This is a genomic window from Synechococcus sp. J7-Johnson, assembly GCF_024345795.1.
In the GTDB taxonomy this organism is placed as follows: domain Bacteria; phylum Cyanobacteriota; class Cyanobacteriia; order PCC-6307; family Cyanobiaceae; genus Regnicoccus_A.
Genome location: NZ_JAGQBU010000057.1, coordinates 1 through 7,688 on the forward strand (window position 1 = coordinate 1; position 7,688 = coordinate 7,688).

The 7,688-nt window shown below is 58.2% G+C and carries 11 protein-coding genes and 2 pseudogenes; 6 read left to right on the forward strand and 7 right to left on the reverse strand.

Annotated elements, in window-relative coordinates; all coding sequences use genetic code 11:
* Positions 1–194: 194 nt before the first annotated feature.
* Positions 195–413, reverse strand: coding sequence for a CP12 domain-containing protein (locus KBY93_RS15645; RefSeq protein ID WP_255095351.1), 219 nt, complete (start codon positions 411–413; stop codon positions 195–197).
* 185 nt (positions 414–598) lie between these two features.
* On the opposite strand from KBY93_RS15645, the gene KBY93_RS15650 reads away from it, so the two are divergent.
* The 3 genes and pseudogenes from KBY93_RS15650 (at position 599) to KBY93_RS15660 (ending at position 1,814) form a co-directional block, all read left to right on the forward strand.
* Positions 599–988 carry a hypothetical protein gene (locus tag KBY93_RS15650; RefSeq protein ID WP_255095352.1) on the forward strand — a complete coding sequence of 130 codons (390 nt, stop codon included), beginning with the start codon at positions 599–601 and terminating at the stop codon, positions 986–988.
* 82 nt (positions 989–1,070) lie between these two features.
* A complete protein-coding gene (locus tag KBY93_RS15655) occupies positions 1,071–1,373 on the forward strand; it encodes a DUF1830 domain-containing protein (RefSeq protein WP_255095361.1) in 303 nt (100 codons plus the stop codon).
* A 178-nt stretch (positions 1,374–1,551) separates the two neighbouring features.
* Positions 1,552–1,814: pseudogene (locus KBY93_RS15660) on the forward strand (2Fe-2S iron-sulfur cluster-binding protein).
* Positions 1,815–2,203: 389 nt separating this feature from the next.
* On the opposite strand, the gene KBY93_RS15665 reads toward KBY93_RS15660, so the two are convergent.
* From KBY93_RS15665 to KBY93_RS15675, 3 genes are all read right to left on the reverse strand, one after another.
* Positions 2,204–2,380 (reverse strand): hypothetical protein, encoded by a 177-nt coding sequence (locus KBY93_RS15665; protein WP_255095353.1) that lies wholly within the window; start codon positions 2,378–2,380, stop codon positions 2,204–2,206.
* A gap of 142 nt (positions 2,381–2,522) precedes the next feature.
* Entirely contained in the window at positions 2,523–2,963 is a 441-nt protein-coding gene (locus KBY93_RS15670; RefSeq protein WP_255095354.1) for a PPC domain-containing DNA-binding protein, read from the reverse strand.
* A complete protein-coding gene (locus KBY93_RS15675) occupies positions 2,960–3,475 on the reverse strand; it encodes a GNAT family N-acetyltransferase (RefSeq protein WP_255095355.1) in 516 nt (171 codons plus the stop codon). The genes KBY93_RS15670 and KBY93_RS15675 overlap by 4 nt, the downstream gene beginning before the upstream one ends.
* A gap of 780 nt (positions 3,476–4,255) precedes the next feature.
* Between KBY93_RS15675 and KBY93_RS15680 the strand changes: the two genes are divergently transcribed.
* A complete protein-coding gene (locus KBY93_RS15680) occupies positions 4,256–4,435 on the forward strand; it encodes a hypothetical protein (protein WP_255095356.1) in 180 nt (59 codons plus the stop codon).
* A 54-nt stretch (positions 4,436–4,489) separates the two neighbouring features.
* Complete coding sequence (locus tag KBY93_RS15685; RefSeq protein WP_255095357.1) at positions 4,490–5,392, forward strand: cation diffusion facilitator family transporter; 903 nt, start codon at positions 4,490–4,492, stop codon at positions 5,390–5,392.
* Positions 5,393–5,468: 76 nt separating this feature from the next.
* On the opposite strand, the gene KBY93_RS15690 is transcribed toward KBY93_RS15685, so the two are convergent.
* Positions 5,469–5,597: a hypothetical protein gene (locus KBY93_RS15690; RefSeq protein WP_255095358.1), complete on the reverse strand. Its 129-nt coding sequence runs from the start codon at positions 5,595–5,597 to the stop codon at positions 5,469–5,471.
* Between the two features lie 501 nt (positions 5,598–6,098).
* Here KBY93_RS15690 and KBY93_RS15695 point away from each other — a divergent pair.
* Complete coding sequence (locus KBY93_RS15695; RefSeq protein WP_255095359.1) at positions 6,099–6,899, forward strand: glycosyltransferase family 2 protein; 801 nt, start codon at positions 6,099–6,101, stop codon at positions 6,897–6,899.
* A 154-nt stretch (positions 6,900–7,053) separates the two neighbouring features.
* On the opposite strand, the gene KBY93_RS15700 is transcribed toward KBY93_RS15695, so the two are convergent.
* Complete coding sequence (locus KBY93_RS15700; protein ID WP_255095360.1) at positions 7,054–7,215, reverse strand: DUF2256 domain-containing protein; 162 nt, start codon at positions 7,213–7,215, stop codon at positions 7,054–7,056.
* Between the two features lie 356 nt (positions 7,216–7,571).
* Positions 7,572–7,688: pseudogene (locus tag KBY93_RS15705) on the reverse strand (photosystem II q(b) protein); the annotation flags it as partial.

Genomic DNA, 7,688 nt, shown 5'->3' on the forward strand with positions numbered 1-7,688 from the left:
CGGAAGGACTTGGGCTTCTGCATGCCCCATTCTCGTGGGCAGATCCATTGCTGTCACTGGGATCTGGGCAGATTCGTGGGCGTCTGTGGAGAGCTCGGCCGCTGATCTACGCGCAACAGGCTCCTAGATAGGTACTGATGGACGCCGTCTGGATCTTAGGAGTGTACGAGCCATGCCCGCGAGCCGATCACGTTTCAGTCGTCGTAGACGCGGCAGTTGATGTCGGATGGGTTGAGGTCGCAGAACACTTCAAATGGGGAAGGTGCTTCCGCCTCTTTAGGGTGGCGCTGGTGGAATTCCTCAAGTTCCTTGATCTGCTGCTCGATCTTGCGAGCGACGGATTGTTTGTTCTTTGCCTTGGCTTCTTCCAAGGAAGCGCGATAGGTCTGGAGCTGGTCTCCGATGGTGGCCATGGAACACATCCCCAACGGGGGGCCGAGTTGGCCGTTTGAATGTAGCCATGTCGATCCTTGGATTGATCGTCCAAGCTCTCGGTTGCTGGTCTCCCTCTCAGGGTTGAGGTATTTTTACTTATGGCGCCAGATCGCCTCGTTGCCCGCGATCGGGCAGTGTGGAATGGCTCCTCGGGATGAATTCCATGGCCGACGCTCCCTATCTTGTTGCCTTGGCACTGGTGGAATTTGCAGGCAAGCGGGCCTTGCCGCTCACGGGCAAATCCCAGTCAGCAGCAGCTGCGGACGCCAGTGATCCCGGCGATGACGGCCGCACCCTGGCATTGGAATTGCTGCTTCGCCTCTGGCAGCGCAGCGATGAGGGCCCTCTGAAGCGGGCTGCCGGGGAGCCCAGCTTGCTGCTGGTGGAACTTCCGATGGATGTGATGAGCGAACAACTGCCTCTGCTCAAGGCGAACTGGGTCTCTGGTGGTGATACGGAAGCGTTTCTGAGTAGCCTTCAGGGCCTGGCGATCAGGACCTGGCGCATCACGATCGCCAAATATGAACCGGTCAGTTTCATCGCCTGGCCCTGAAGTTCGCTGTCTGGCACCCTCACCAACCCCCATTTGGGGACAATCGGCGAACCTGTGCGATTTGCAACTGTTCTTGCTTGGCGTGATCGGCATTGTGATGATCACCGATGTAATCCTGATGCTGGACACCTGTCACTACCGCAACACCAGTGGCCAGATGGTGATATTGCGTTGTATCGGTCCAGAGGCTTTCTTCCAGGAGAAGGTGGTTTTCCCCTTTGAGGATTGGCAATTCTGTTGTCCTTCACAGAGTCGGGTTGACATTTGGACCCATGGCATCATGGGAGCGGAACTGCTCGATTCGGTCCAAGCAGACGACTTGCGGATGTCAGTTGAAGCTGATCTCCCCGCCTGGGGACTTGCGCAACAGAACCTCGGCACCTGAGCCTTAGCGGGTGACTTTGAAGGACGAACTGCCTTGGCGTAGCCAACCGGGAAACTGGCTGCCAGCTGATCAGGCGGGGCAAACTATCCCCGATTGGGGACTGTGCATGATCCCACTGGTTGAAGCAGGCTGACGAGCGATCCGGCACAGGCTGGACCCCATCGCCCTTCCTGCTTCTATGGCTACATACAAGGTCACGCTGATCAACGCCAACGAGGGTCTGAATCGCACGATCGACTGCGATGACCAGCAGTCGATCTTCGATGCCGCGCTGGCTCCTGTTCGTCCTGTGCCGGTAAGTTGATTAGTGGTAGCGTAAACCAGGACGATCAGGCTTTCCTCGATGAGGACCAGATCGCGGCAGGTTTCGTGCTCACTTGTGTAGCTTTCCCTATGTCAGACTGCACCATCGAAACCCATGCAGAGGCGGCTCTCTATTGAGTTTCGTCAGCCTTAGCCAGCAGAATTAATCTCGAAGGCTGGTCGGCCCCATGAACTTCATCCTTAGGGCGTTGTTTCGTGTGGACAGGCTGGGTGGCTGGATCGGTGGCGAGGCTCAGCAGGCAGGCGCCACCAGTTTCCCTCTGACGCGGAATCATCAGCAGCCAGTGAATCCCATGGCCCCTCGCGATGATGCCGTGGCGGAGACCTTCAGCGTGGAGACTTCCCGCGTGCATGGTTTCCCTCTGGCCGGAGATGCGCAGCAAGTAGCTCCTCGACCATAATGACATGGCGAGAAGATATGGCGATCTGGGCTACATCGTCGGCTATTCTCGTCACCACTGATTGTTACTGGCCTGTGTCTCCTTTAGCCCTGGTGAAAACGACTTTCAGCTGATTGATGGGCATGGTTGGCTGCCTTGGGTTGACTGGCGCAGGGCCGACACATCCCTATCCACCTGAGCCAGGCGCTCCATGACCAAGTTCATATCCAGGGCCGTGAGCTCGCCATCGCTGCCCCATTTCATGCAGGTGCGCCCGAGGCAGCTGCTGACGCTGATGGTCATGTCGGATTCTGCCAAGGCGGACCCCCTTGCTTCGTTGGCTTCAGTCTCGGGGAACAGGCAGCGCTGTGATGCCCCCAAAAGGGGGCAATCACCGTCAGGCGACGATGAGACAGGCGTGACCTCACGACTGCATGGGCGGGTCTCAGGACGCGACAGCGGGTTGCGCCGATGTTGCCAGCATCTCGCTGCGAGCTGGCCGGATCAGCAGTTCAGCACAGCCGGTGGCTGGATCCTGCTCCCGGCGGAACTCCCATTCCGGCAGCAGCCCCAGCACCAGCTCAGCGGTGGTGCGCACCAGCGATCCGCTGCAGAGATGGCCGCCGATCACCGCTCCTGTGCTGCCTGCGATGGCGATGTGCAGGTGGGCGCCATCGGGGGAGAGGGTGCCGACCAGCGACAGGATCTCCAGATCATCGTTTAGTGCAGTGATGGTCTTCTGGCCCGGCAGGCGCAGCCGGGCTGCCGAGAGGCTGCCGATGCCGCTGATCACGCAGCCGGCCTGCTCGCTCTGCTGCAGCATCCAGGCGTCCAAGGCCAGGCGCAGGTCTGCTCCTGGAGTCGACCGCAGCGGCACCACCTTCATGCGGCTGGCCCCTCCACCAGCCCCTGGTACATCACATGGGCATCCACGTAGCCGAGCTGCCGATGGCGAAAGGCCCCCGGCAGGGTGCCGACGGTGCGGAAGCCGTTGCGCTCCCAGCAGCGTATGCCGGTGGTGTTGGTGCTCACCACCAGGTTGAATTGCATGGCCCGAAACCCCAGCTGCCGGGCAGCATGGAGTGAGTGCTGACAGAGGCGGCTGCCGATGCCTACCCCCCGGCACAGCTCCACCACCACATAGCCGGCATTGGCCACATGGGCCCCAAGGCAGAGGCTGTTGGGCCTGAGGTAGCAGGTGCCCACCAAGGCCGCGGTGGCATCGAACGCCACCATCACCGCCTGGCTCTGCTCCACCCAGAGAATTCGCGCCTCGGTCTCGCTGATGGCCGGGTCGTGGGGGAAAGTCTCGCCGGCGCGGAACACTGGCTCCAGCAGCCGCCACACTCCAGGCCAGTCGGCCGGCTCAAAGAGCCGGATCTGTAACGGGGATGCCACCGGGGCCAGAGACGCGGATCATCAAGTCATTGATTGTCTCGCCCCTTGTTGCCGCGCGGTGTGAGCTGCTGCACTTCGCCACCCATCGGGCCCAGGATCTGCTGGGGCCATAGGAAGGCGCCCCATATGGGGGCGCCTTGGCACCGGTTGCGGATGGTCACCTTGTCAGTTGGGATGCCGTCCGGTCGGGTGTCCGGTATTCAACGTTTGGCCTGTCTACTGCTGCGCAGAAGCTTGCGGCTAGGGCCTGGCAGGTAAGGATTCAGTCACGGCGCTGGGGAGAGATGCTCGGGGCTTGGCCTCCGCAGTTGTGACCGCTGCCCAGGTTATGCAGCCCGGAATTTCAACAAGCGGGAAATAGAGATGGCATATGGCTCACTGCAGCTACGGGATGGCGTTCACGCCGCGCCACCGAGGACACATCTGGTTCCAATCGCACCTCCGCTGTGACCGCCGGCTCAGGGAATCAGGCCGGACTCCTCTGGAGGGAAAGGGCGGGTCGGCTCCCGTGTCTCCCCTCAACCTCAAGTTACACCCACTGGGCCCAGGTGGAGGCTTCTGGTAGTACCTATTCCCGTACCCATCTGAGTACCGCGTTTTTCCCGACCGGCGATCCCCAGCCACCCCCAGGAGCAGCATCACCCCACTGCTGATGCACTTATGGGGCTACCTCTTTGATGTTTGTCAATGAGGTGGCAGCATGGTGAGATGATCAGGGCTCTTCTTATTCCCATTGATAGAGCGCGAGCTTGCTGCCTGCCGCTGGGCAGTGCTGAGCCGATGCCGAAGGAAGCGGCGATCTGGTTGGCCATTCGTCTCAAGGCCCTTGCCTATCCCGTGCGGTTGCAGCTGCTGGAACATCTGTTGTATCAGCCCGCCAGGGAAGACTCCACTTGCAATCTCGCCCCCCTGGTGAAGCTTTCGGAGCCCACCGTCAGTCACCCCCCCGGCGTGGCATGAGTGTCTACTCCTGCGTTGTGGCGGAGGCCATCACCGCGATTGACCAGGTGCTTCATGTCGTCTGAGGCCCACGCTCACCGGCGGGTTGCCAGTGGTTCGGCGGCGTTCCGTTGGAGCGTTCTTCTCAACGCCGGGCTTGTCGGCGTGCAGCTTGTTATCGGGTTTGGCTTCGGGTCGCTGGCCCTGATCGGCGATGCCATCCATAACCTCGGGGATGTTGTTGGGTTGCTGCTGAGTTGGGGGGCGGAGCGACTGGCGGGCTGGCCAGCAAATCGGCGTTTCACCTATGGCTATGGCCGCTGCACCCAACTGGCCTCCATGGCCAATGCGGCGCTCGTGATGGTGGCAGGCGGCGTCGTTGTCGTCGAAGGTCTGCAGCGTCTCGGGCGGCCCGTCGAACTCGGCACCACTCCGGTGGCGCTGGCAGCTCTTGCCGGTCTGGCGGTGAACCTGCTCTCGGCATGGCTGTTCGGCCCTGGTCATCAGCATGACCTCAACCGCCGTGCGGCGGTCCTGCACCTGCTCAGTGATGCGATTCTCTCGGCGGCTGTCCTGTTCAGTACGCTGCTGATCGCTCTCACCGGTTGGACCTGGCTTGATTCCCTGGTGGCGATCGGTGTCGGCTTTGTCGTGGGCTGGAGTGGCTGGCGATTGATGCTGGAAGCCGGCGCTCTTTCACTCGATGCGGTGCCCGGAGCCGTGGATCTGGATGCCGTGGAAGATTCGCTTCTCACGATCAGGGGGGTCTGTGGAGTGCACCACATTCATGTCTGGAGCCTAAGCACTTCGAAGGTGGCTCTCACTGCCCACCTCTGCCGCCATCAAGGCGTGATCGACGACGAAACAATGCTGCATGAGGCTCAGGAGAGGCTGCGAAAGCTGGGCATACAACACGCCACTCTCCAGCTGGAGCCGGTAGACGGCATTGGCTGTGATCAGGTACCTGCACCAGAATGACGCTTGGTGCTGCTGGTTGTTACTCGTTTCCAGCAGCACGACGAGCAGATTCATTTCAGGGCCTCATCAGCGTGAATCAGTGCCCAGGCGCGAGCCGCTGGAGCTGATTGATGAGATCGAGAGAGAGCTGGTGCTCACCTGCTCTGGGGCTCACCTGCTGGCCGGAGAACTGCTCGATCGGCAGCGGCGACGTGATCCTGTTCATTTGGACTGAGCGGTGCTGTTGAGTGCTAAAAGCCCAGTCAAGTAACGTGAATTGACTGATAGTACTTGCAAGGGATTAGAGTAACTTCTGGGAGCTCATAGCCTTAATGAGGCGTATCACGAGGCGGATTGGAACCACGACTCCAAATTCATTGAGGTTCGAACGTGGTCCGACACTCAGCTTTCTGGATTGTCTGCACTGCAATATCTGCCTGTGCTGGCTGCTTGCATAGTCAGCTGGGCATTGCTGCTCCACATCAATGTTATGGAGGTCAGACAGTCGAGTGCTCTTCGCACGCAGTGGACTCCGGCGGGGTTTTTCAAGGCGGCCTCCGCGCTGGTACTCTATGATGGTGTCTTCCAATACTGGAAGCCTTGTAGGCTGAATTGTGCAATTGGAATGAATGCTTAAGTGCGCTTCAGCTCCCATCATGAGGCCTGGAGGATGATGAGGCCTTGGGCTCTTTAGGCCGAAGATAACAAGCAAACCCTAGGCAACTGGATGACTGTCAGTGTGATTACGCCAACCAGACTGCTGCCAGATCGGCTAAGTATGCTGGTTGAATTAAATCAAAGTCTAAAGAATAACGATTGTGTTGTTGAGCATGTCATTGTTGTCGATGGCGCGAGTCGTGAAGGGCTTCCCGATGGGGTGTGTGAGCGGGCCACTGTCATTGCTACGGGGCGTCCGATCGGCCAGGCCGCAGCACGCAATTTAGGTTTAGTCATTGCCAGAGGAGACTGGATTACTAGTGCCGACGACGATGACTGGCTTTATCCACACTCTATCGATCAACGACTAGATGCAATCAAGGGTCAGCATGGAGCTCTTTGGTCTGCTGGATATTGTACAGACGACTCCAAGTCAGATCCAGGAATTGTGCCAGCTGGCCCAAGCTTTCCTGGAGATATCTGGCGTGCCTGGCCGACACCTAAGGCCTGCATTCCATTAGGGCCGACAACCCTGCTGGTAGAAGCCAATCTCTTGAAGAAAGCTGGTGGCTGGATGGGTCTGTCTCAAGGCGAAGATATTGGCATGATGATTGCCGTAACTTGTATGGCGCCAGGAATTGTTATTGATGACTATGTATATCATATCCGGTTGCACGGAGGGCAGATGACCAAAACAACCTGGTTTGACGACTTGGAGCTTCTTTCGCGTCGATGCGCCTGGGAACGGGGCGAGCAAATTCTTTCTCATTCCCAATCTGAATATTTCCCTTGGAAAAGTGCCTCAACTCAGGCTTGCAATCTGGCTCGAGTAGGTAGTCAGAAAGATGCGACGAGGCTCTCTGCGGTATAATGCAACTCGGCTTGCCTGGGGTAGAGTATCTAATAATATCTTGCAATAGACGACTGGTTCAGCATAGAGGCGTTCTCTCGGGGGGACTCGTGTTGACTCTGTGTCACTCTGGTGAGAGCATTAGATTTGCCTTGAACTGCAGGCATCCCAATTCTTAATCCAGTGGGGCTATCGGATGCGTCTGATCTTTGTTTTTACGGCAGCGTTCTGAGCAGTAAAGAACATTATCCCAAATGCCTTTCCACTTCTTTCTCCACTGAAATGGTCGTCCGCAGGCTTTGCAGTTCTTGGTTGGGCGGTTAGCGTGGTGAGGCATAGGGTGTGGGTGTGCATTGTTGATTTATTCCAGCCGCAATCAGCAACTTCTGGTTAATCGTCATTGGCGACTAGCTGCGCCGTGGCCCATCTAGCTGGTTTGTTTTAGAGCAATGCCCAGTCAATATTGATGCGGCGTCAGTCAAGGGTAGAGGGCTCTTGGGATCACATCGCTGGATGACTCGCGCTGGCCCGCAAACCCCTCTAGCAAGCCCACAGGCAGAGGTTAGTATGCACTTTGTTGATTGCAGAGAAAGCTTAATAAAAAAGCTCTCGCCATAAAGCGAGAGCTTTTAATTGTCATTCAGTTGATTTAGATGGTGGATCGGATCTTAGGGACCCACCGGACCGGTTGCATCAGCCGATTGCAGGGGCGGTCAGTGCCACTGGGGTGGCTTCTGCAGATGCCAGGTCAAGCGGGAAGTTGTGAGCATTGCGCTCGTGCATCACTTCCATGCCCAGACCAGCGCGGTT